At 45.0% G+C, this 22834-nt stretch carries 24 protein-coding genes; 5 read left to right on the top strand and 19 right to left on the bottom strand.

Annotation, left to right across the window (positions count from 1 at the left end; all coding sequences use genetic code 11):
- Window positions 1-6: 6 nt before the first annotated feature.
- The 6 genes from E8Q33_RS03130 to E8Q33_RS03105 all read right to left on the bottom strand — a co-directional run bounded on the left by E8Q33_RS03130 (window position 7) and on the right by E8Q33_RS03105 (window position 7477).
- Window positions 7-1398, bottom strand: coding sequence for a PLP-dependent aminotransferase family protein (locus E8Q33_RS03130; RefSeq protein WP_136552723.1), 1392 nt, complete (start codon window positions 1396-1398; stop codon window positions 7-9).
- Between the two features lie 246 nt (window positions 1399-1644).
- The gene (locus E8Q33_RS03125; protein WP_168800127.1) at window positions 1645-4164 is read right to left on the bottom strand and encodes an EAL domain-containing protein; all 2520 of its coding nucleotides are present in this window, start codon (window positions 4162-4164) and stop codon (window positions 1645-1647) included.
- Between the two features lie 149 nt (window positions 4165-4313).
- On the bottom strand, window positions 4314-4862 hold the full coding sequence (gene thpR / locus E8Q33_RS03120; RefSeq protein WP_136552719.1) for an RNA 2',3'-cyclic phosphodiesterase: 549 nt from the start codon (window positions 4860-4862) through the stop codon (window positions 4314-4316).
- The gene (locus E8Q33_RS03115) at window positions 4840-6273 is read right to left on the bottom strand and encodes a diguanylate cyclase (RefSeq protein ID WP_247869896.1); all 1434 of its coding nucleotides are present in this window, start codon (window positions 6271-6273) and stop codon (window positions 4840-4842) included. The genes thpR and E8Q33_RS03115 overlap by 23 nt, the downstream gene beginning before the upstream one ends.
- Before the next feature lie 34 nt (window positions 6274-6307).
- Window positions 6308-7078: a peroxide stress protein YaaA gene (gene yaaA / locus E8Q33_RS03110; protein ID WP_069295546.1), complete on the bottom strand. Its 771-nt coding sequence runs from the start codon at window positions 7076-7078 to the stop codon at window positions 6308-6310.
- Window positions 7079-7111: 33 nt separating this feature from the next.
- Window positions 7112-7477 carry a DUF4389 domain-containing protein gene (locus E8Q33_RS03105; protein WP_069295547.1) on the bottom strand — a complete coding sequence of 122 codons (366 nt, stop codon included), beginning with the start codon at window positions 7475-7477 and terminating at the stop codon, window positions 7112-7114.
- Window positions 7478-7637: 160 nt separating this feature from the next.
- Here E8Q33_RS03105 and E8Q33_RS03100 point away from each other — a divergent pair, with 160 nt between their 5' ends.
- Genes E8Q33_RS03100 through E8Q33_RS03090 form a run of 4 tightly spaced genes read left to right on the top strand, consistent with a single transcriptional unit; the run spans window position 7638 to window position 10695 of the window.
- Window positions 7638-8165: a TRAP transporter small permease subunit gene (locus tag E8Q33_RS03100; RefSeq protein WP_136552717.1), complete on the top strand. Its 528-nt coding sequence runs from the start codon at window positions 7638-7640 to the stop codon at window positions 8163-8165.
- Window positions 8165-9469: a TRAP transporter large permease subunit gene (locus E8Q33_RS03095; RefSeq protein WP_069295549.1), complete on the top strand. Its 1305-nt coding sequence runs from the start codon at window positions 8165-8167 to the stop codon at window positions 9467-9469. Before E8Q33_RS03100 ends, E8Q33_RS03095 begins: the two co-directional genes overlap by 1 nt.
- A gap of 33 nt (window positions 9470-9502) precedes the next feature.
- On the top strand, window positions 9503-9820 hold the full coding sequence (locus E8Q33_RS15425; RefSeq protein WP_141696763.1) for a collagen-binding domain-containing protein: 318 nt from the start codon (window positions 9503-9505) through the stop codon (window positions 9818-9820).
- Window positions 9784-10695: a choice-of-anchor A family protein gene (locus tag E8Q33_RS03090; RefSeq protein WP_069295550.1), complete on the top strand. Its 912-nt coding sequence runs from the start codon at window positions 9784-9786 to the stop codon at window positions 10693-10695. The genes E8Q33_RS15425 and E8Q33_RS03090 overlap by 37 nt, the downstream gene beginning before the upstream one ends.
- A gap of 67 nt (window positions 10696-10762) precedes the next feature.
- On the opposite strand, the gene epmA is transcribed toward E8Q33_RS03090, so the two are convergent.
- Window positions 10763-11710, bottom strand: coding sequence for an EF-P lysine aminoacylase EpmA (gene epmA / locus E8Q33_RS03085; RefSeq protein ID WP_247869912.1), 948 nt, complete (start codon window positions 11708-11710; stop codon window positions 10763-10765).
- Window positions 11711-11797: 87 nt separating this feature from the next.
- Window positions 11798-12370, bottom strand: coding sequence for an elongation factor P (gene efp, locus E8Q33_RS03080; protein ID WP_069295552.1), 573 nt, complete (start codon window positions 12368-12370; stop codon window positions 11798-11800).
- 53 nt (window positions 12371-12423) lie between these two features.
- Between efp and epmB the strand changes: the two genes are divergently transcribed.
- Window positions 12424-13431: an EF-P beta-lysylation protein EpmB gene (gene epmB / locus E8Q33_RS03075; RefSeq protein ID WP_136552714.1), complete on the top strand. Its 1008-nt coding sequence runs from the start codon at window positions 12424-12426 to the stop codon at window positions 13429-13431.
- Here epmB and E8Q33_RS03070 read toward each other — a convergent pair.
- The 11 genes from E8Q33_RS03070 to rodA form a co-directional block, all read right to left on the bottom strand.
- Window positions 13421-14596: a citrate synthase gene (locus E8Q33_RS03070; protein WP_069295554.1), complete on the bottom strand. Its 1176-nt coding sequence runs from the start codon at window positions 14594-14596 to the stop codon at window positions 13421-13423. The genes epmB and E8Q33_RS03070 overlap by 11 nt on opposite strands.
- 112 nt (window positions 14597-14708) lie before the next feature.
- Window positions 14709-15722, bottom strand: a complete 1014-nt coding sequence (locus E8Q33_RS03065; protein ID WP_247869895.1) for an NAD(P)/FAD-dependent oxidoreductase — start codon at window positions 15720-15722, stop codon at window positions 14709-14711.
- Between the two features lie 20 nt (window positions 15723-15742).
- Window positions 15743-15979: an NAD(P)-binding protein gene (locus E8Q33_RS15895; protein ID WP_247869894.1), complete on the bottom strand. Its 237-nt coding sequence runs from the start codon at window positions 15977-15979 to the stop codon at window positions 15743-15745.
- A 29-nt stretch (window positions 15980-16008) separates the two neighbouring features.
- On the bottom strand, window positions 16009-16968 hold the full coding sequence (lipA, locus tag E8Q33_RS03060) for a lipoyl synthase (RefSeq protein ID WP_136552712.1): 960 nt from the start codon (window positions 16966-16968) through the stop codon (window positions 16009-16011).
- Complete coding sequence (gene lipB, locus E8Q33_RS03055) at window positions 16965-17579, bottom strand: lipoyl(octanoyl) transferase LipB (protein ID WP_136552710.1); 615 nt, start codon at window positions 17577-17579, stop codon at window positions 16965-16967. The genes lipA and lipB overlap by 4 nt, the downstream gene beginning before the upstream one ends.
- Complete coding sequence (locus tag E8Q33_RS03050; RefSeq protein ID WP_136552708.1) at window positions 17579-17854, bottom strand: YbeD family protein; 276 nt, start codon at window positions 17852-17854, stop codon at window positions 17579-17581. Before E8Q33_RS03050 ends, lipB begins: the two co-directional genes overlap by 1 nt.
- Window positions 17854-18699: a D-amino-acid transaminase gene (dat, locus tag E8Q33_RS03045; protein WP_136552706.1), complete on the bottom strand. Its 846-nt coding sequence runs from the start codon at window positions 18697-18699 to the stop codon at window positions 17854-17856. Before dat ends, E8Q33_RS03050 begins: the two co-directional genes overlap by 1 nt.
- 7 nt (window positions 18700-18706) lie before the next feature.
- Window positions 18707-19855: a D-alanyl-D-alanine carboxypeptidase family protein gene (locus tag E8Q33_RS03040; RefSeq protein ID WP_069295560.1), complete on the bottom strand. Its 1149-nt coding sequence runs from the start codon at window positions 19853-19855 to the stop codon at window positions 18707-18709.
- Window positions 19856-19881: 26 nt separating this feature from the next.
- Complete coding sequence (locus E8Q33_RS03035) at window positions 19882-20733, bottom strand: septal ring lytic transglycosylase RlpA family protein (RefSeq protein WP_069295561.1); 852 nt, start codon at window positions 20731-20733, stop codon at window positions 19882-19884.
- The gene (mltB, locus tag E8Q33_RS03030) at window positions 20730-21710 is read right to left on the bottom strand and encodes a lytic murein transglycosylase B (protein ID WP_211116067.1); all 981 of its coding nucleotides are present in this window, start codon (window positions 21708-21710) and stop codon (window positions 20730-20732) included. The genes E8Q33_RS03035 and mltB overlap by 4 nt, the downstream gene beginning before the upstream one ends.
- Entirely contained in the window at window positions 21707-22834 is a 1128-nt protein-coding gene (rodA, locus tag E8Q33_RS03025) for a rod shape-determining protein RodA (protein ID WP_136552962.1), read from the bottom strand. Before rodA ends, mltB begins: the two co-directional genes overlap by 4 nt.

Here is a 22834-nt window from a genome sequence, read left to right as displayed (position 1 = left end):
TCCCGGTTAGATGATGTGATGAGAGGTAGTGGCAGGCTGAATCAATAAGCCACGTAAAATGCTTAACGCCTGAGAGAGCGTTGCATGATCAGGGGTCAACCCGAGTGATAATCGAACTGCCTGACGTTGCCGATCACTAAAACCAAAACTGTTACAGGCCACCACGGAAACACCCAATACCGTCGCTTGTTCGGCAAATGCATTGGCCTGCCAGCAACTGGGTAATTGCAGCCAGATATGGTGGCCTGCTTCGTTACTGGAAAAATCCATTCCGGCCAATAGTTGTTTGGCAATCTGCTGGCGCTGCTGGTTTTCTTCGCGGATGGCTTCAGAGAAACGATTTATCCGGCCATCATGAATCCAGCGTGACACTAAAGCAGCCATCAACGGTGAAGCCATGACACTGATGGCTCGTAAAACATTGGCCAATCCAAGTGCATGAGAATTGCTCGGGGCAATGACATAGGCGAGGCGTAATGCAGGAGTAATACATTTGGATAAAGTGCGTATATACCAGGTGCGATCTGCCGCTAAATCAAATAGTGCTGTTTCAGGGTTTTCCAGCAATGGTGAATACGGATCATCTTCGATAATAATAATGTCGTATTCATGAGCAATAGCGATAATTTGCTGGCGTCTGGTTAACGACATGGTGGCCGTAGTCGGGTTATCCATTGTCGGTACCAGATAAATCGCTTTGATTGGATATTGTCGGCATGCTTGTTCAAAAGCATCAGGCAACACCCCTTCTTCATCCATGCTTAACGGTTGTAAAGACAGCTGAAGTTGTTCTGCCGCCGACTTCAAGCCGGGATAAACAAATTCACCACAGGCAATAATATCGCCAGCTTGAGCCATAGATTGCAGAATGGCATACAACGCGGCTTGAGCGCCCCCGGTAATCAAGGTGCGTTCTGTGGTCACGTTGTTGATTGATTGTGCCAACCAGCCAGCAGCAGCACTTCGGTCATGCGGGTTACCGGCACTGTCCTGATAATGCAATTGCAATATGCGATCAGCCCCTGAAATAAGCTGGGCAATGCCTTGTGGAATATGCTGCTGTAAACCGGCAGCCTCGGGTTGAGGGGGATTATTCATGCTCAAATCGAGTAATGGTCGAGCAGTTGAAATATGTGAAATGAGTTTGCTTTCGACATGATGCCGCACAAAACTGCCACGTCCGGTAGTGGCATCAATTAAGCCTCGACGTCTTGCTTCATTAAAAGCACGGGTGACGGTGGTTAAATCAACATTCAACGCTTCCGCCACGGCACGTTGCGGCGGTAAACGATCGCCAGCTTTAACATAACCGGAATAGATATCGGCTTCCAAGGCTTCTACGATGCCAAGATATTTGGTTTTGGCATCCGTTTCGATTCGAGCTTTCCACGAGCGCATAGGTAAATCCCTATTAACATTTAGCCTACACGCTAGGCACTTTCCCAGACAAAAACAAACTTATTTGCATACAAAATTATTAAGTGTATGGATATAAATCCGTTTAGTTATAAATTGTATGGCTTCAATGCCCATTTGAGGGATTAAGCTTGTTAAAGGCCATACAATTTTTTACAACAAACTGGCTGGGATACCAGGCTGTTGATGCAGAGTTGCGCAACAACCAGTAACTCTAAAAATAGAGATTTAGAGGTTTTTGTGTGACAGACGGACTTTGGAGATAATCTTTTGCCATTGGTCTACTGGAGCAGGTTTACCAAAATAATAGCCTTGATAAACATGGCAACCAAATTTTTCCAGTAAAGCTGCCTGCTCTGCGGTTTCCACCCCTTCAGCAATCACGGCTAAATCCAGACTTTGTCCCAGAGCAATAATAGTACTGACAATCGCTTCATCGTTTACGTCGGTCAATACATCATGGACAAACGACTGGTCTATTTTCAGTTTATTTAATGGCAGAAGCTTTAAGTAGCTCAGCGAAGCGTAACCGGTACCAAAATCATCCAAGGCAAAGCGCAAGCCACGCTGACGTAGTGCATTCATCCGCTCGATAGTGTGATCAATATCCTCAATCAATAAGCTCTCGGTGATTTCAAGTTCTAAATGATTGGGATTGACGCCCAGCTCTATTAAACAGCTGTCGATATGATCGATAAATTGCAAATGGCGGAATTGTCTGGGGCTGATATTGACCGAGAGTGTCAGGTTTTCCATGCCTGGGATAGTTGACCAGTCTGCGAGGATCTGACAGGCTTTTCTTAACACCCAGGCCCCCAGCGGGATTATCAAACCGCTGGACTCTGCTATCGGAATAAAGTCAGCCGGTGAAATAAAACCTTCCACCGGATCATTCCAGCGTAATAAGGCTTCCATCCCGACATATTGTTGGTCGCTACTGATTTGTGGTTGTACATACAATTCAAGTTGCTGATGAGAAATAGCTTCCCTCAATTTGCGTTCCAATTCACTACGCCGCTTAACTTCTTTCTGCATGGTCGGATCAAAAAATTTCAGACTGTTACGACCTGAAGCCTTGGCTCGATATAACGCCATGTCGGCATCTTGCAGTAAGCGTTCAACATCACCTTCTGCATCAGAAAATAAAGCGATGCCAACACTTGCCGAGGCAATGTATTGAGTCTGATCCAAGCTAAATGGCAAAACAAAATCCTGCAGGATTTCTTCAGCAAACTGATGAGCGATAACTTCGACCTCATGCCGAAGTAAGCCCATATTGGGTTTGACGATGACAAACTCGTCAGATCCCAGTCTGGCAGCTAAATCCTGAGGTTCGAGCCGTGATTGAAGACGTTTGGAAACCGCCTGCAGCAATAAGTCGCCGGCATGATGCCCCAAAGTATCGTTTAAAGTTTTAAAGGCATCCAGATCGACAATCAGCAAAGCACCTTCCCGGTGATTTTGATTGTCTTCTACCAGAGCGTCCTCCAGAAACTCCATTAATAACCGACGATTGGCAAGGCCAGTCAATGAGTCGTATAAAGCCAGTTTCCGCAGCTGTTTCTGGATCAACAGGTAATCGGTAATATCGGTAGAGATACCGCATAAGGCGTAGACAGTGCCATCTTCCTGTCGCAAGGGTAGTTTGACAGACAGAAAGGTTTGCGGATTTTCCGATCCGAGCACAGTATTGATTTCTTCTTCAACAATTCGCTCGCCTTTTTCAATAACTCTCAGGTCATGTTGACGTAGCGTTTTACAGGTTTCTTTATCAAACAATATGGCGTCGGTTTGACCCAAAATGTCTTTTTCTTCCAAGCCAATCAGCTTGCATACATTCTGGTTGACGTATTGGTAATTTAATTGAAGATCTTTGATATAAATGTGCGCATCAACGCTATCCAGGATGACGCTCAGATTCTGTTGAGACTGCCGTAAAGAAATCGTTTTTTCATGGACGCGCCGCCGCATCAATAAGGAAAATACCACGGCACTTACAAAGCCCAAAAGTAACGCTATTAATAACCACCATAATTCTTTTGGAATAACGGTTTTGACTGCCGGGCTGTTCCATTTTTGTAAAACCGAAAAATACGGCGAATTGGCTTCTTTTTGCCATTTTTGCAAGTAGTTATCCAGTGTCTCCAATACGTCGCCATGTTGGCCTTTGGGCGTCGCAAAATATAAACGACTTGGCTGAAAAATAATGGGGGTCGCTCTTAAGTTCAGTTCGGCAGCTTTAAGCTCGCTGATAAAATTATTGGCAGTAACGGCATCAGCAATACCATTCATTAAGGCTGCAAAAGCAGCTTGCTGTGTATCGACCAGCACAAAGGTGACATCAATATTAAAACTTTCAGCAAGTTGATTAAGATAATCGTATTGAATCGAGCCTTTCAGTAACGCCAAACGCTTTCCATCCAGTTCCAGCAAGCTAGTCAGGTTACTTTCACGACTAACATAGATCTGTGACCAACTGAGCAATGCCGGGGTAGTATGAAAGTCATATAAATCTGTACGGGCTATCGTCGTGGCGACATCCGGTAATAAATCAATCTCACCATTAGCGAGCAGTTGCAGACAGTCACTCCAATAACAAGGTACTACAATCAACTGCCAGTTTTCTTGATCCGCAATTATCTGCAGAATATCTCCCAAAATGCCACTCACTTCCCCATCAGAATTATTCAACAGTTTAGGTGGATTTTCGTATACCCCAACTCGTAAAGTCGTTGGTTCAGCCAGCACTTTTCCGCTGCTTAACAATGCTAATAACAGCACTGTTAACGAGCTTAAATTGAGTAGTCTGGCTTTGGGAATCATTGATTGCGACAGTCGTCATCAGAGAATTACAGTTATAACAGATTTACCCCGCTCTCATTGGCAAATATCGACTATCAGTTATCAGTAATAGGCCAATGCATCATCGGAAAATATTGAGGGCCTTGATCGGTTGATACCGATTTCATTAATACCAGCTCTTGAACTCTAAAACGTACTGGAGCGATAGGTATCGAGACGGCTTCACGAGCTTTACGCGCCAGAGTGATATGTGGCTGATAAGGTCTTAAATCTACGTCAATTTGAGCGTCGCTGGCGATCTGTTGCAGATTGTTCACCAGATTAAATAACTCGGCACCTGGTGCTCGGCTTGTCAGACAGTAGATCTTTGGTTCTGCCCAATAAGATAGATGATCAAATTGCATATGTATTAACGGGCAACTTAATGATTCGGTGTTGGTTAATAAAGCGTTGATTTGTTGTTGATTGAGTTGACCGAGAAATAACAGCGTTTGGTGTAAGTTGGCCGTAGTTTGTAACTTCAGAGATTGATCTTCAGGCAGACGTTTCATGATGTGTTGAATTTGCATACGCGAATTCAAATCTGGCGACAAGGCAAAAAAATACCGGCCTGGGGTTAACTCAATGTTTTGTTGTAGATTCATCTAAATCAGAGTCCGCCATTACAATCTGATTACGACCATTATTCTTAGCAAGATACAATGCGTCGTCAGCACGTTTAATCGTATCACCGATAGTTTCACCTTGCCTATACTCACTTAGACCAAAACTGGCAGTAATTTGGCGATCCACCGAGAACCCCATCGTTTGCACTTGAAGTCGCAAGTGTTCAGCCAACTGAAAAGCACCATTTTTCGAGGTTTGAGAACAAATGATTAAAAACTCCTCGCCCCCCCAGCGGCCTACTAAATCATTTTCACGCACCATCGACTGGAGTAATACGGCAAATTCTTTGATCACGTTATCGCCCACATCATGACCATACTTATCATTTATGTCTTTAAAAAAATCCAAATCTAACAAGATTAGCGAAAAAGTCTGTAGCGTTTGACTGGCAAGATCCATTTCAACATTGAAGCGTTGATGTAAGGCATAACGATTGGCGAGGCCGGTTAGGTGATCATATTGTGAAATGTGTTCAAGCCGCGTATTCAGTTGCCGTAACTTACGATTATGGTGATGAATTTTAGTATAGCGATAAATCAATACCATCATTATCAGCACTACGGCACTAAATAAGAGCCAGAATAAAGCCTTATCATCAGGTTGCTTGTAGTCTAATGATAACCAGTTTTTCAATACTCGCTGACGTTCCAGATCCGTAGTGTCCGCAATAACCTTGTTAAAAATTTCGAGCAATTGTGGTTCCCGGACGCTTACTCCTACGGACATCGCATATTGTATATCCAGTACGCCACTGATTTTCAGGTGTGATATACCCCAACGTAACATTTGGAAATTAATCGTCGGCACGGTATCAATGAACCCATAAACTTGCCCAGTTTCGACCAGTTTGAGACCCTCTCTTGACGACGTGACTGCCTCTATTTTGATATCGGGGTAACGATCACGCAGCATTTCAATGCCGGCATAGCCCTCCACCATCACAAAATCGCGATCCAGAACCTGTTCAAATTTCACTACAAATTCATGATCGGGCTGAGTAGCAATCGCCAATGGATAAAAAATATAAGGTGTGGTGACATTTAACCAATCACGACGACTTGGCACATCCATGGCGCTGGAGAGAATATCGCACTCTCCATTTCTTATTAATTGCAAAGACTGTTGCCAACTGTTGCTGTGAACCAGTTCAATTGGTGTAGTGATTTTTTCGGACCATAAAGCATAAAAATCCGACATGATGCCAGTAAATTCATGATTTTCATCAATACCTTCATAAGGCAACCAGTCAGGATCAGTACACAGTTTAATGAATTGTTTTTCAGCGAGAAAGTCTTGCTCAGCTTGACTTAACAGCACTTCAGCGCTAACAGAGTGTGTCGCCAAAAATCCCACTAATATTAGCGTGCGGAAGAAAGTTCGATTTACCATCCTTGGTTTCATTGCCGTTGTTAGCCCGACTTAATCAATCATGATCCCGGATAAACACCCAATCATTTTTTTGACTCATTTCTTCACTATATCGATAGCCTTCCGAGTCAAATTGTTTGAGTTTTTCCGGTGAGTTAATTTGCTGATCAATAATGTAACGGCTCATCAGTCCACGTGCTTTTTTTGCGTAAAAACTGATCATTTTATACTGACCGTTTTTCCAGTCTTTGAAGACCGGCGTGATAATGGTCGCTTTAAGTTTTTTGGCATTTACGGCTTTGAAGTATTCATTTGAAGCCAGATTGATCAACACGCCATCACTTAAAGCGGATTCGGCTTCCAGCGCAGTTTGAATTTGATCTCCCCAGAAACTATATAGATCTCTACCTGCAGCATTCTGAAACGGTGTGCCCATCTCTAGTCGGTAGGGCTGCATCAAATCTAATGGTCTTAAAACACCATATAAACCAGATAAAATGCGTAAATGTTGCTGAGCAAACTCCAGTCCTTTTTCATCGAGTGTTTCAGCATCCAGACCGGTATAGACATCGCCTTTAAATGCGAGGATAGCCTGTTTAGCATTTTCTTCGGTAAAAGGCGTTTGCCATTGCTGGAAGCGTGCCATATTGAGTCCGGCAAGCTTGTCACTGATCTTCATCAGATTCGCTATTTCCTGGCTCGACAACTTTTTCAATTGGTTTATCAGTTGCTGTGATTGCTCCAGAAACCGGGGTTCAGTATGTTTATCAGTATGCGAAGCTGTTTCAAAATCAAGCGTCTTCGCTGGGGAAATGACAGTCAGCATAAGAGAGTTATTATTCCTTATTGGTTATGCATATTAGGGTTTTGGTGAAGTCGGATCATCTTTGTCAGTGATGTCTTCATAGTCGGCAATATAATCGTCATTGTCATACACAGCTTCAACCTCTACATCGTCATATAAAGGGTTGAACGGGAAAGGTTTTCGTTCGTCATTATAGGTCAGGAATAACACGATTTGCTGAATAAAACGGTTAAGGTCCTTGGAAAAATTACGAATGGATGGGTTCGGACTGCCACTGAATAAGGCAAAGACAAATTGCACAATAACCACTATCGCCAGTACCGTCATGGTCAGATACAACACAAAACCATAAAGCAGCATATAAAGTAGCCGTATCAATTGCGCTTTTTCACTGCTGTATTTCAGACTTGTATTATCCATGTCATCACTCCTCATTACTTTGGTCGGTCATATCACTTTAACACTTCCTTTAATGGTTGCGGATAACTGAACAGTAAATTTCATTTTGTGGTGAATTACTGGAGCAATGGAGCGCTTTGTGGGAAACTTCGACGTTTATTTATATTGATGACCGAACACCATGGGCCGATTTTTTACATCGTTGGAAACATCGATAAACCGTTTCACCGAATTCACAGGCAAGCTCAGCAGCTGGTTGGTATTACTGCTCGTTCTACTCACCTGTTATGACGTAATGATGCGTTATTTGTTCCAACAAGGCTCAGTGGGCTTACAGGAGCTGGAATGGCATCTGTTTGCATTGATCTTTTTACTCGGCAGCGCTTATACCCTGAAACACGATGGACACGTGCGGGTAGATATCCTTTATCGTAGTCATCGGCTCTCTGATAAACATCGTGCATGGATTGATGTGATCGGCATTGTGTTATTTCTAATGCCTTTTTGTGTGCTTATTCTGATCAGCAGTTGGCCATTTGCTTACAACGCCTATTTGTATCAGGAGGGCTCCCCCGATCCCGGTGGTCTGCCCTATCGCTTTATTCTCAAATCAGCCTTGTTACTGGGATTCATTTTGTTAATGATCCAGGCCGTTGCTGAATTAATTCGTAATATCCGCATTATCCGCCAGCAGCAGGAACCAAAATAATGGAATACATGGCGTTGTTGATGTTTGGCTTGTTAATCCTGTTATTGCTCACCGGCTATCCGGTGGCCTTTGTTTTAGGTGCTATCTCATTATTATTTGGCAGCATTTATTTAGGTTTTGATTTCTTCCAGCTATTGCCGTTTCGCATCTGGGGCATCATGACCAACTTCACATTGTTGGCGGTGCCGCTGTTTGTATTTATGGGCGTGGTACTAGAAAAATCCGGTGTCGCAGAACAGCTACTCGATACCATGGGACGAGTTTTTGGCCGTATTCGCGGAGGGCTGGCGATATCTGTTGTTATGGTGGGTGCTTTGTTAGCCGCTACCACCGGGGTGGTAGGTGCGTCAGTAGTCACCATGACTGTGATTGCTTTACCGTCGATGCTGAAACGTGGCTATGCGCCATCATTAGCCAGTGGCACCATTGCTGCTTCCGGTACCTTAGGGCAAATCATTCCACCCAGCATTATTTTGATTTTATTGGGTGATGTTATTGGGGTGCCGGTGGGTGAATTATTTATCGGTGCCGTAGTACCGGGCATGATGCTGATTGTGGCTTACATACTATATATAGGTTATGTGGCATGGCGTCATCCACATTTAGCCCCGGCGGTACAAGATGATAACTCTGAACTTGCTGCATTGTGGATTAGTGTTTTAAAAAGCCTGCTGCCACCATTGCTGCTTATCATCGCGGTATTGGGTTCTATTTTTTATGGTATCGCCTCACCCACTGAGTCTGCTGCTGTTGGTGCATTGGGTGCATTGATTCTGGCTGCTCTACATCGGCGTTTGACGATGCCTAACCTGCGTGATGCCATGCAAAAAACCGCACGGCTGACCAGCATGGTGTTTTTGATCTTTATCGGTGCTACCGCGTTTGGTTTGGTATTTGTCGGTATGGGTGGTGACGGGCTGATTCTGGATATTTTTTCTGGTCTGCCCGGCGGCAAATGGACGTTTCTGATTTTCAGCATGCTGCTGATTTTTGTATTGGGCTTTTTTCTCGACTTTATCGAAATTTGTTTTATCGTCGTACCCATCATCGCACCGGTAGCAATTCACTTAGGCATTGATCCATTATGGTTTGCCTTGTTGATTGCAATTAATCTGCAAACGTCATTTCTCACGCCGCCCTTTGGCTTTTCGTTGTTCTATCTTAAAGCCAGTGCGCCGCCCACCTTAAAACTAATGGATATCTATAAAGGCATCACGCCTTTTGTAGCGATTCAACTGGTAGTGCTGGGATTGATCATAAGCTTCCCGATATTGACAATGTGGCTACCCAATCTGATGGCCTAATTTAAATATTTCTGCCTGTATGAAAATCATTTAGTGACACTGTACCAACGTACAGTTGTTATTTATGTTGGATCTCAATATTATTCAGTAAAATTTCATGACTTAAATAAAGGAATAAATCAAGTGCATGTATCTAAATTTACGCTGATCGGTCTCTTTTTTATCAGCATCAATCAGTTTGCTCAAGCCGGTCCAGTCGATGCAACCTCGCTACTTAACCAATATAATCTCATCACCTCTGGCAATGTCACAAGCACCTCAGAAGTTGAAGGCAATGCGCTTATTGGTGGCAATGTCCAAGGCGCATGTACAACATGCATCAAACTTCGAATGCTGAGGTTCCAGCGTTGACCGTAGGCGGGAATGTAAATGGCAACGTTATAACTAAAGGCAAGGGTTTGAATGTTGGCGGCAACATTGCCGGTAACGTGACCATGAATGATGGCGGAGATGCTTTTGTCGGCTCGGTTTCAGGTTCATTACAAAACAATGCCAACGGTAACGGCTCATCTTCAGTTATCGGAGATATATCAGGTTTTGTAAACACCAATGGTGGCAACACTACCTATGGCGGCAACCTGACCGGCACAGCAAATGCTAACGGCGGCGGAACATTATCCAATCAACCCGTTACCGCACCGTTCGATCCTTCCACTGAAGCTTCGAATGCGATGAATGTTTTAAGCCAGTTTTCTGATCAATTGTCTGGGGCTGACGCAAACAGCAGTTATAGCATTAACGGGGGTAAAGTCACTTTCAATGCGGTTGGCAACGATTCAGGTCTTGCCATCTTCAGTATCACTGATGCAAAAAGCTTCTTTGACAATGCCTTTGAGTTTGATTTCAGCATGACCAATACACAGAGCATTTTGTTTAATGTGTTTGGTGGCGACAATACGGTATTCGATATCAAGGCTAACTTCCTGGCCAGTGCAGCAACCATTTACGGTTCAATCTTTTTATGGAATTTTGTCGATGCTACTGTACTGAATCTTGCCAGCCAATTCGGCGGCAGCATTCTGGCTCTGAACGCAGATGTGACTAATCACAATAATATTGAAGGTACGCTGGTTGCTAAAAACCTGACTCAATACGGTGAAATTCACTCTCAACCACTAAACTTTGTGCCACCGACAGAAGTGCCTGTCCCTGCTGCACTGCCTTTGTTTTTAAGTGGTTTGATTGGCTTTTTCGCGATGCGTCGCAACCGGAAAAAATCACTTTAATTACGTTTTAAACTAAAAAGCCACCAACGACATCGTTGGTGGCTTTTTTATTTGTCTGAAACTATCTTCAGCTTTCAATAAAAGCAATGCTTTTCACCTGGCTGATATTGTTTACGCTCATATGCAACATCATTAAACGATCCAATCCTAAGGCCACACCGCTACATTGCGGTAAACCAGATTGCATAGCGGCGAGCAGATTTTCATCTATCGGCATCTGTGGTTTACCTTGTTGCTGACGCAATTGATTATCCAACTCAAAACGTTGACGTAATTCGGTTGCATCACATAATTCGTCATAACCATTAGCCAATTCCATTCCACCGGCATAAAGCTCAAAACGTCTGGCGACTGGGTGACCTTTGGTATTGATTTCAATTTTTGCTAATTGCGCCTGAGTCGCCGGAAACTCTGTAACCATTACCGGTGTATCCAATGCACTAAATTGTGGTTCTATCAGCTGACTCATCAGCATTTCCAGCCAGCCATCACGATCGGTTTGCCAGTCTGCGGTGAGCCCGGGAATCCGCTCTAGAGCAAGTTGTTTCAATGTCTCGTCGTCGGCCTGCTCAATATCCAGCTGCAGATATTCCATGAATAAATCACGATAACGAAAGATCACAGCTGCAGGCAAACCAATTACCTGTTGCATCAATGCATCCACTTCCGCCATTAAATCCGTCAGCGAAAAACCAGGCCGATACCATTCCAGCATGGAAAACTCGGGCGTATGTTGTCGACCTAACTCGCCATTACGAAATACCGTGGCTATCTGATAAATCGCACCGCTACCAGCAGCCAGTAAGCGTTTCATCGCAAATTCAGGTGAGGTATGCAGATACAGTGTTTTGGCGTTATTTCCAGCCGAAAATTGGGTGGAAAAACTGTCTAGATAAGGTGCGGTTGGTGCTGCCGAAGACAGGATGGGTGTACTGACTTCCAACACATTTCGAACCGAAAAAAACGACGGACATTCGCTAAAAGCTTTGCCCGCCGTTTTAACATGCTTTGTAATTGTTCGCCTTGCAGCATCATTTATGCTTTGCGTTTTGGCATGTCATGTTTCGACATGCCAGATAAAAGGCAAAAATTAAAGATGACTTTAATCTTTCTTAGCACGTTCGACGTAAGATGCTGAACGAGTATCAACCCGTAACACTTCACCGATTTCGATAAACAATGGTACACGTACCACAGCACCAGTTTCTAAGGTTGCAGGTTTACCACCACCACCTGAAGTATCACCACGCACACCTGGATCAGTTTCTACAACGGTCAGGTTAACAAAGTTTGGTGGCGTGACCAGAAGCGGTGTGCCGTTCCACAAGGTAACCGTGTAGGTATATTGCTCTTTCAACCAGTCTTTGCTTTCGGTAATGGCATTGGCGTCAGCAGCATATTGTTCGAAGCTGGTCGGATCCATAAAGTGCCAGAACTCACCGTCGGTATATGAAAATTCCAAATCCATTTCAACAACGTCTGCGCTTTCAACTGATTCGTTAGTTTTGAAAGTACGTTCATTAACACGACCGGTTTTCAGGTTGCGGAATTTAACGCGGTTAAATGCTTGGCCTTTACCCGGTTTAACAAATTCATTTTCGATGATGCTGCAGGGATCGCCATCCATCATGAATTTCAGTCCGGCTTTAAACTCATTTGTACTATAACTTGCCATGCTTACCTCTTTTGGGGGACGATCGTCGCCTGTTCACAAAATCAAAGCCCACTATGATACCGCAATCGCAAGCTGACGTAATCTTTGCTGATTGGCAGGATGAATTAAGTCATGCCATTAAAACCCCTGCCCTATTGCTGCAAATGCTGGGGCTGGAAGATCGATTACAAGCGATTGATGCCGAGAGCTTAAAAAACTTTCCGCTACGGGTGACGCAAAGTTATATCAATAAAATGCAGTATGGTGATGTAAGTGACCCGCTGTTGCGTCAGGTGTTTCCACTGATTGATGAAAATATCGAGGTCGAGGGTTTCTCAGCCGATCCTGTGGGTGATCATCTGGCGATTAGCTCCCCCGGAATCTTGCATAAATATCAGGGCCGGGCGTTATTACTGACAACCGGCGCTTGTGCCATTCATTGCCGTTATTGTTTTCGCCGACATTTTCCGTATAGCGAGAGCAACCCTTTGGCCAGTCAGTGGCAACAATCGATTGCTGCACTGCAAAGTGATAACAGTATTCGTGAAGTTATTTTCAGTGGCGGCGATCCACTGGCTCTAACTGATGCAAAATTAGCCGCAATGGTTGAAGACTTACAAAAAATCCCGCATATCAAACGTCTGCGAATTCATACCCGGTTGCCATTAGTGCTACCTAAAAGGGTTACCAAAAACTTACTGAGTTGGATCAGCAACTCTTCATTAAGAGTGGTAATGGTGATTCATGCTAATCATGCCAATGAAATCGATGCTGAAACCGCTGAGGCGCTTCTACAGTTACGTAATGTCGGTTGTGAGTTATTGAATCAAGCCGTTTTGTTACGTGGCGTTAATGATGATGCGGAAACTTTAATCGCGCTAAGCGAGAGGTTGAGCGAGGTTCAAGTAGTGCCTTATTACCTGCATTTACTCGATAAAGTAAAAGGTGCCAGTCATTTTGATGTGGCTGAACAGCAAGGAATAGAGCTCATTGCTGCCATGCGTCGCGAATTACCTGGCTACCTTGTGCCGCGCCTAGTGCGCGAGCAACAAGGTGAAGCCAGTAAAACTATTATTGCTTAGGCGCTTTTTTACGCTCAGACATTGGAATATATTCACGTTGTTCATGACCAACATAAATCTGTGTTGGACGATAAATACGGTTATTGGAAATCTGTTCACGCCAATGAGCCAACCAACCCGCTGAACGTGCTACTGCAAACAATGCGGTGAACTGATCTTCCGGAATACCCATTTCCGAATAAAGAATACCGGAATAGAAATCCACATTCGGATAAACGCCCTTATGCCCCAAACGATCCACACAAACTTCTTCGAGTTTCATCGCCGTGGCAAACATTTTATCCAATGAACCACCACGCTCTTCTACCAGTTTAGTTACCAGTTTATGCAGGATAGTGGCACGCGGGTCTTTGACCTTATATTCACGATGCCCCATGCCCCAGATAACTTCTTTATTGGCCAGTTTTTTATCAACCCAGGCTTCTACATTATCGGGTGATCCAATTTCTTGCAGCATGCCAACGACACGTTGATTGGCACCACCATGTAATGGACCGGAGAGTGTTCCAATCGCAGCAGAAATAACACTGTAAGGCGATGCTAGCGTTGAGCCAGCAACCAATGCTGCAAATGTGGAAGCATTCAAAGTATGTTCAGCATGCAGAATCAGACAAACGTCCATAATGCGCGCCATCAGGCTATCAGGTTCTTTACCGGTAAACATATACAACAGGTTTTCCGCGACCGATAAATCATCACGCGGATTGATCGGATCATAACCTTGGCGCATGTGTTCCCACATCGCGACTAACGGGGCCATCTGGGCGATGATGTTGACCGTCATATTGCGGACATAGTCGATATCTTTACAGCTATCGGCATCGGTCAGACATTCAGTACCCGGATAGAACATACCCAAACTGCAAACTGCGGTTTGCAACATATCCATCGGATGACCAGTATGAGGGAAATGACGCATCATTTCGCGGATATGATATTTAATACGATAACTGCTGCGCAGCTGTTTGGAAAAGCGATTTAACGCAGCTTTGGTGGGTAATTCGCCATCGAGTAACAATAGCGTAGTTTCTTCAAAAGTACTGTTGGTCGCCAGTGTTTCCAGTGGATAACCACGGTAACTAAGGATGCCCTTTTCACCATCAATAAATGAAATGGCTGATTTTGTGGCGGGCACACCTTCCAGGCCGGGTAAAAAATCGCTCATCTACTACCTCGTGTTTAAATCCAGCTGGTGGAGTTATTGAAATTGCGGGTCATTATACTGCAAAGGGAAAAGACCGAAACCCCGACCAAGCCAGTGCAGGGAAAGCTGAATCTCAGCCTAATGTATCAGCCCAGATATTTTCAGCCCAGCCTTGGGCATAAAGTCCTTCCTGTTCACTGGCAGATTCAGAAACCCCGCCGCTAGGATGTGGGAGCATATCCCGACTGTCTTTATCATAACGATAAACTGCGGCAACATGTCCAGCTTGTTGTCCATCAACAAAACTGTAACAGGTATTACTGAATACCGGTTGTTGTTCGGGTAATTCATCACGTAACAAAGCAATAACGGCTGCCGCACAAACCTTGGCTTGCTGATTGGCAATATGTGCCGATTTTGGCACTTTAGCGGAAACCGCGTCACCGATGACATGTACACGCTCAACGGCAGAAGATTCATACGTTAAATAATCAACATCACACCAGCGGTTATCCACATTGATTACGCCAGCCATTGCTGCCACTCTACCTGCTTTTTGCGGCGGGATAACATTTAACACATCCGCTTTATAACTATCAAAAAAGCTTTCTACTTCCAGGCTAGCCACATTTACTGTTTCCAGCGGATTCATTGGTTGATATTCAATCAAGCCAGCATATTGCTGTTGCCATGAATCGGTAAATAACGCTTTTTTAGAAACGATATCCGGATTGGCATCCAAAATCAGTAATTTGCCCGTAGGATTATGATTTTTGAGATATAACGCTATCTGACAGGCACGTTCATATGGGCCGGGAGGACAACGAAATGGCGCTGCAGGCACAGTCATAATGACAACGCCGCCTGAACGCATGGCTTTAAGTTGATTGGCTAATACGACTGTTTGTGGTCCCGCTTTCCACGCATGTGGTACATGCAGTTGAGCCTGGGGCGAGGCCAGAATAGGCAACTGCTCATATATAAACTCCACCCCCGGCGCTATGATCAGCCGGTCATAATCCACCCGGCTGTCATCTGCCAACCACAGTTGACGCTTATCTGTATCAACTGCCGAGACTTCCGCTTGAATAAAGCGGATCGACCTGTCAGCTTGAAAATGCTCGTATTCATGGGTCAGTTGCTGCAAACTCCGATTACCGCTGAGGATCAGATTGCTTTGCGGACAGGAAATAAATTGGCTATTTTTTCAATTAACGTGATATCAAGTTCCGGCGCCCACATCGCCAGATAACGCGCTGCAGTGGCACCAGAAAAACCGCCACCGACTATGACTACTTTTTGTTTTTGACTGCGATAACAGGCAGTGGATAAACCCAATGGCATGGCTGCCAAAGCCGATAAATAAGCTGCATTTTTTAACAATTGTCGACGCTTGATAGTCATATCAGAGCTCTCAGCTGTTAATTACTGACTTAGGATACCTTCTCGCCCTGCGCCTGTAGATCGGCATGATAGGATGAACGCACCATCGGTCCACTGGCCACATGTTCAAAGCCCATTGCCTTACCTGCTACTGCCAGCTCATCGAACTCTGCAGGGCTGACAAAACGCTCAACCGCCAGATGATGTCGGCTAGGTTGCAGGTATTGACCCAAAGTCAGCATACGGCAACCATGATCTCGTAAATCCTGCATCACCTGTTTAACTTCCTCAATCGTTTCCCCAAGCCCCAACATCAGGCCGGATTTAGTGGGTACTTCAGGATGCATTTGCTGAAAGCGCTTAATTAAATCTAATGACCATTGGTAATCCGACCCTGGACGAACGGCTTTGTAGAGTCTGGGGATACTCTCAAGATTGTGATTAAAAATATCCGGTGGATTATCCGCCAATATTTCCAGCGCCACATCCATACGGCCCCGAAAATCGGGCACCAAAACTTCAATACGGGTTTGCGGTGATTGTTGACGAATTTCACTGATGCAACGGCTGAAATGGGCGGCACCACCATCGCGTAAATCATCACGATCCACTGAGGTAACCACAACGTGTTTCAATTGCATGGCAGCAATGGTTTTTGCCAGATGATTCGGTTCATTTTCATCCAACGCATCAGGCCGGCCATGTGCCACATCACAGAAAGGGCAACGACGAGTACAGATATTGCCCATGATCAGAAACGTTGCCGTGCCATGGGCAAAACATTCACCCAGATTGGGGCAGGAAGCTTCTTCACACACAGTGTGCAGATCATGATCACGCAACATTTGTTTGATACGTTGCACTTCCGGAGCACCTTGCGATTTAGCACGGATCCACTCCGGTTTGCGTTTCGGATCGCTGGGTATGATTTTTATTGGAATGCGCGATACTTTTGAGGCACCTTTCAACGCTTTTACATCACGTTTTACCGGTTCAACTGTCTCAGTCATGTGTTGTTACCTTGTTGCATATGTGCGAGAAAAACAGAGACAAATTGCTGTTTTACTGCGGCCATATCGACCGTTGCACCTAATGTTTTCATATCGGTCATTTGCATCCCCAGATAACCGCATGGATTAATATCGGCAAATGGCTGCAGATCCATATCTACGTTCAAACTCAGGCCATGATAACAGGCGCCGCGTTTTACCCGTAATCCCAAAGAGGCAATCTTCGCCTCAGCACAATACACTCCCGGTGCATCTTTACGTGCATAGGCATCAATATTGTACTCAGCCAATAACGTAATCACGGTGTTTTCCAGACAGTTGATCATTTCGCGTACGCCCATTTTATGACGGCATAAATCAATCAGTGGATAGACAATTAATTGTCCTGGGCCGTGGTAAGTTATCTGTCCACCACGATCCGTACGCACCACCGGAATCGAATTGTGTTTGAGCAGATGATTGTCCTGACCATTAAATCCTTGGGTATAGACAGGATTATGTTCTAACAACCAAATTTCATCTTCGGTATGGTTATCTCGTTGCAACGTGAATTGCTGCATGGCTAGCCAGGTGGGCTGATAATCTCGTAAACCGAGATCCTGTATTTTCATCAGAGCACGTATTTAATGGCTTGATGACCACTGAGATCCTGATAAATCGCATCCAACTGCTTCTTACTGGTCGCTTCGATAACCACAGTAATGGAAGTAAATTTGCCTCCTGAACTTTGTTTGCTGGTGACAGCGCCTTCATCAATATCGCCAGCATGGCGGCGAATAATCTCTAGCACAATATTATCCAGTTCAGGATGACTCTCGCCCATAGCGATTACGGGATATTCGCAGGGAAATTCCAGTAAGGTTTCTTCTCCGCTTGCTTCACTCATCAAGCTACCTCTTGTTTGTATTGCTGAAACAGGGCATGCATTTGCTGCCAAATTGGTCCAGGCTTACCACTGCCAACAATTTCACCATCTAATAACGTGACCGGCACCACTTCTTTGGTAGAACTGCTGATCCAGATTTCATCAGCGTTACGCAGCGCGGATTCACTGACTGCCCTTTCATGCAATGGCATATCGGCTTTAGCCGCCAGTTCGATAATTAAATCGCGGGTGATTCCCGGCAATACTTTTTCATCTTTTGGCGCGGTGAAAATAACACCATCAATTACCGCATAGGCATTGCTGGCCGAGCCTTCTGTCAGATAATTATCACGAATCAACAACGCTTCCTGGGCACCGGCATCCTGAGCTTGTTGTTTCATCAAACTGTTCGCCAGCAAGGTTATTGCTTTGATATCACAACGCATCCAGCGAATATCTGCTGTGGTAATTGCTTTAATGCCTTCGATTTTCCAACTCTCGGCAACCGGAAGCAACGGGTTACTCATCAAAAACACGCTGGGAGTAACACCGACAGGAAAAATATGATCACGCGGCGCTACACCACGGGTGACCTGCAAATATAAGGATTGATCACCATTGTTATTTTTGGCAATTAAATCCTCGATGATTTGAGTCCACTGTTCATTAGAATGCGGATTTTCAATTCGAACGCCATGCAAGCTGTTTTGCAAACGCTGTAAATGACGCTCCAGCAAAAAGGCTTTTCCGGCATACACCGGAATCACCTCATAAACACCATCACCTAATAAATATCCGCGATCATAGACCGATACTTGTGCTTTATCGGCGGGCAGGAATTCGCCATTGAGATAGACTGTTGGCACGTTTGTTTTAACCCCAAATAAGCATCAATAAGCTGTCGATGATCCGTCTCCACCAGCTGCCTTTTTCAACATCATTTACTGCGACTAATTTTTGTTGGGCAACCACTTCATCGCCCAGGCGAATTTCAACTTCGCCCAACTCTGTTCCTTTAGTAATCGGCGCTACTACAGGTTGCTGGATGTTGGTAGACGCCTGTAAATCCTTATAACGTCCACGCGGTACGGTAATGGATAACGGTTGAGCCAAACCAAGGTTCAATTGGTTAGTTTCGCCCTTCCAGACTTTAGTTTGGGTAATTGCTTCATCTGCTGCATAAAGCTGATGAGTTTCAAAAAAGCGGAAACCGAAGTTAAACATCTTCTGGATTTCCTGTGCACGGGCATTCTCACTGGCGGTACCCATTACAACAGCCATCAAACGCATACCATCACGCTTGGCTGAAGCAGACAAACAATAACCGGCTTCTTCGGTGTGACCGGTTTTCAGGCCGTCGACCGTGTTATCGCGCCATAACAATTTGTTACGGTTATGTTGGGTAATACCGTTGTAGGTATATTCCTTCTCGGAATACCATTTGTAATGCTCGGGGAAATCACGAATCATTGCCGAAGAAAGAATGGCAATATCGTGTGCGGTGGTGTAATGCTCAGCGCCCGGTAAGCCAGTAGCATTTTCATAATTGGTGTTATACATGCCAAGTTTCTGCGCGTATTGATTCATCATCTGCGCAAACACTTCTTCACTACCAGCAACATGTTCTGCCAGAGCAACTGCAGCGTCATTACCGGATTGCACGATCATGCCGCGAAATAATGCCTCAACGGTAACTTTGGTGTTCACTTCAATAAAGCTACGTGAACCAATCATGCGCCAGGCTTTCTCGCTGATTAACACTTCATCGTCAAGACTGATATTACCGTCATAAACTTCTTGTGACACCACATAAGAGGTCATCAATTTTGTGATACTGGCAGGTGGCAGGCGCTCGTCAGCATTGTGCGACATTAAGATCTGCCCACTGTCGTAATCCTGCAGAATATAGGCTGTACCAGCAATTGAAGGTGCAGTCGGATTAGGAGTGATCATGCCGGCTGTCGTAAGTGTTGAAACACTTAACAACACACCTGCAAGACTCATTTTTAACAATTTAATCATTGGTTACTCTCATTTGTATAAGCGTTTTATTCAGTGACAATTCGGGTTTCGGAAAACCCTAAATCCATTAATCTGCTGGCAATACGTTCACCATACTCAGCACTTTCGAACGGCCCCACTCTGACGCGATACAGTGGGGACTGCGAACGTTCAACTGTAGAAATATGCACCCGTTCTTCGATCTGTTGTTGAACTTGTTGCTTGATTTGCTCCGCCCGGCTCATGGTGCTGAATGCCCCGACCTGAAGAAACAATACGACTTTACCCATGGTGCTGGTAGGTGCAGCAACAGTATTGGCAGCGGGTATCGCTTTAGCAACAGTCTGCGGCGACGCGTTATTGGCAGATGCGGTTACATTACGTTGGGTAATGGCACGAACTTCGACATTACCAGTCCCCTTCGCGACAATCCCTAGTTTGGTGGCCGCACTATATGACAAATCGATCAAGCGGTCATCATGAAAGGGACCACGGTCATTAATCTTAACCACCACCTTACGTCCGTTATCCAAATTGGTGACTTCAGCATAACTGGGTAACGGCAGCGTTTTGTGCGCAGCAGTCATCGCATACATATCATAAGGCTCGCCACTGGAAGTACGTCGACCATGAAACTTGGTGCCGTACCAGGACGCTTTACCTCGTTCTACATACCCGTCACTGCTTGCCAACGTGTAATAACGCTTGCCAAACACTTCATAAGAAGCTGGATTGCCGTATTTACTACGTGGCTCATCGCGAGGTACCGCATCCGGAATATTGGCAACATCCGGCTTGACTCTAGGCGCACCATCTTTTTGTTCGGTGACAGTTCCACAGGACCAAAGCCCTGTGAGCATCACAGATAATGTCAAATACCTAACAATACCGCGCTTCATTTTGATGACTCATAACCATCACGAATCGCTTCTGAAAGCTGAATAACCGCCATGGCATACATACGGCTGTGGTTGTAACGGGTTATCGCATAAAAATTCTGGCGACCTAACCAGAGTTCTTCACCGCCAGGTTGGGTCAGACTGAATACCGTAATGGCATCATCACCTTCCGGCAAATCGGCAGTCGATAGTCCTGATTTGCGTAATTCTTCTCGGGTAACGCTTGGTTTTAAGCCACGATCAATTAAATCCTGTGGCAGATCACTTCCTTGATACTGAGTCGGATGCACCAAAGTCTCGCCCGGCTGCCAACCATGACGTCGTAAATAATTGGCAATACTACCGATCGCATCGGTTGGATTGGTCCAGATATCACGATGACCATCACCATCAAAATCCACTGCATATTCACGGAAACTGCTCGGCATAAACTGCCCCAAGCCCATTGCGCCAGCATAGGAGCCCACCGGTTCCAGCTGCGACATTTCCTCTTCACGGGTCAGAATTAAAAAGTTTTTCAACTCTGAACGGAAAAAAGGACTGCGTGGTGGGTAACGAAATGCCAAAGTAGATAAGGCATCAACTACTCTAAAGCTGCCCATATTGCCACCAAAACGGGTTTCTACGCCTAGAATTGCCAGGATGATTTCAGCAGGTACGCCCAATTCTGCTTCGGCTCGCGCCAGAGCCTTTTCATGTTTTTTCCAATAGGCGATACCTGCGTTAATACGAGCTTGATCAAGGAAGATCTGTCGATATTCGTACCAGGGTTTGCTTTTCTCAGCGGGCCTCGAGATGGCTTTTAGAATGCTGTCCTTGACTTCAACCTGAGCAAACAGGGTTTCCAATTCTGCTCTATCAAAATCGTGCTCCTGCACCATTTCATTAATAAAAATATCCAAATCCGGTAACTCTGGATTGGCATATGCAGGTGTAAGCGCCAAGCTTAACAATGTGGCTGCAATGTGCTTCTTCACGGTGACATCATCCTCCGATGGGTGTGTATAGACATCAGGATACCGAACCCAGCCAACAAGGTCACCATTGATGTGCCTCCATAACTGATAAGTGGTAGCGGTACCCCGACAACAGGTAATAGACCAGTAACCATTCCAACATTTACAAAAACATAGACCAGAAACGTGATGGCAATACTGCCTGCCAATAATTTCATATAACTTAACTGCGCTTGAGCAGCGATATAAAGCCCTCTTGCCGTAATCAACAGATACACACTGATTAACACTATCAGCCCCACTAAACCAAATTCTTCTGCAATCACGGCAAAAATAAAATCGGTTGAACGTTCTGGTAAAAATTCCAGATGTGACTGTGTTCCCTGTAACCAGCCACGCCCATTTAAACCACCAGAACCAATGGCGATCTTTGACTGAATAATATGATAACCAGCCCCCAGTGGATCTGATTCGGGATTAAATAAGGTCAGCACTCGGCGTCGCTGGTAATCGTGCATGAAATACCATAAAACTGGCGCTGCTGAAGCAATTAGCACCCCAAACCCCATAATCAATCGCCAGGATACGCCCGATAAAAACACCACAATCAGTCCAGAACTACCAATCAGCAATGCTGTTCCCAGATCCGGCTGTTTGCCGATCAACAACACAGGAATAGCAATCATTAGCACGGCAAAAAATAATCTAGCAAAACTTGGAGGCAAAGGCCGCTCCGCCAGATAAACGGCCACCACCAAAGGCACCGCTAATTTCATAATTTCAGAGGGTTGAAAGCGGAAAAAGCCTAAATCTAGCCAGCGCTGAGCACCTTTACCAATTGTGCCAAACAATAAAACTGCAATCAGCATTAAAACGCCAACAGCATAAATCCAGAAGGCGATATCCTTCAGCCGATCAGGATGTATTTGTGCCAGGATGATCATCACCATAATGGCAACGGTCATGCGTATTCCCTGGCGGATTAATAACCCAACATCCTCGCCACCACTGCTATATAACACCACAGCACTGAACAGCATCAGGGCCATTATCCCCAATATTAAAAACCCGTCCAGATGCATACGCTGTAGCAATGAGGACCATTGGAATCTGACTACCTTACGACGATCCTGCAAGTGGCTCAT

Origin of the sequence: Methylophaga sp. SB9B (assembly GCF_004832235.1) — a bacterium.
GTDB classification, from domain to species: domain Bacteria; phylum Pseudomonadota; class Gammaproteobacteria; order Nitrosococcales; family Methylophagaceae; genus Methylophaga; species Methylophaga muralis.
Note: the sequence above shows the minus strand (reverse complement) of the source record. Positions and strands in the feature narration are given on the sequence as shown.